Origin of the sequence: Streptomyces sp. NPDC002130 (genome assembly GCF_040296465.1) — a bacterium.
Lineage (GTDB): Bacteria > Actinomycetota > Actinomycetes > Streptomycetales > Streptomycetaceae > Streptomyces.
The window spans coordinates 1-1,138 of record NZ_JBEOXI010001112.1; the positions used below are offsets into that span (position 1 = coordinate 1).

Genomic DNA, 1,138 nt, shown 5'->3' on the forward strand with positions numbered 1-1,138 from the left:
GCACGGCCCGGCGGCACAACGCCCAGACGTATCCCGGGCGGAGGTCCACCGCCCGGTTCAGGTCGGCCAGAGCCTCCGTGTGGCCTTGGGTGGCTGATACAACGTGTTGGCGTAGTTCAACGATCCTCCGCCAACTCCGGATCCCGCCATCACCAGTACATCCGGAAGCAGATGGATGCGCTGCACGCCGTAGCACCCAATCCACGGCGCCCACAGGTACTTTCGCAGTCGCCAACTGGTTTCAGGCAACTCGTCGTCGGCAAACCGGCGGCCGGCTTCGAGCACCCCGACACGGTAACCCTTCTCCGTCAGGCGAAGAGCTGCGACACTGCCACCGAATCCCGATCCGATCACCACCACGTCGTAGTGCGTCGTGGTCATGCCTCGACGCTTTCGATCTTGCGAGCGGAGTAGTTCTCGCGATCGAAATGCTCCAGCAGCGAACGGAATTTGAACGTGAACGTCGGCCACTGCACCGAGTTGCGCCCCTCCGGATCGATGTACCAACTCGAGCATCCGCCCTTGTTCCACACCGTGTGCTGCAACTCGTGCTGAATTCCCGTGTTGTAGTGCACCTGTACCGTCTCGTTCACGTCGAGTGCATCGATCCGCTCTCGCTTCATGGTGTTCAAGGCGTCGTTGACGTACTCGGCCTGGGACTCGAGCATGTACACGATCGAACTGTGTCCGAGGTTGGTGTTCGGACCGTACATGAGGAACAGATTCGGAAACCCGCTGACCGCGGTGCCCTTGTACGCATTGGGACTCCCGTTCCAATGCGCAGCCAGCGTCTCGCCATGTTTTCCGGTGATCAGATGCGCGACAGGCGGTTCCGTGGGAGTGAATCCCGTGGCGAAGATGATGGTGTCGACCTTGTGCTCGACTCCGCGACCGTCGACCACTCCGTTTTCTGTGACCGAGACGAGCCCGCTGTCTTCCAGACTCACGTCCGTGCGGTCAAGGGTGCGCAACCAGTCGTTGGACAGAAGCATGCGCTTGCAACCGATCGTGAAATCGGGGGTCAGTTTCCGGCGCAGTTCCGGATCTTTCACCTGCCTTCGCAGATGGAGGCGCGCGGCCGCCTCGAAGGCAGGCAGCACCCACGTCGCGTGCGACATCGCGGCACCGAGTAGCTCAC

Annotated in this window: 1 protein-coding gene and 1 pseudogene; both read right to left on the reverse strand. The window is 61.5% G+C overall.

The window, feature by feature from the left end:
• Nucleotides 1-81: 81 nt before the first annotated feature.
• Nucleotides 82-381, reverse strand: a pseudogene (locus ABT116_RS48840) (FAD-dependent oxidoreductase); the annotation flags it as partial.
• A partial coding sequence (locus tag ABT116_RS48845) for a flavin-containing monooxygenase (protein ID WP_502984101.1) occupies nt 378-1,138 on the reverse strand: 761 nt, incomplete at its 5' end. The gene ABT116_RS48845 and the pseudogene ABT116_RS48840, both read right to left, overlap by 4 nt.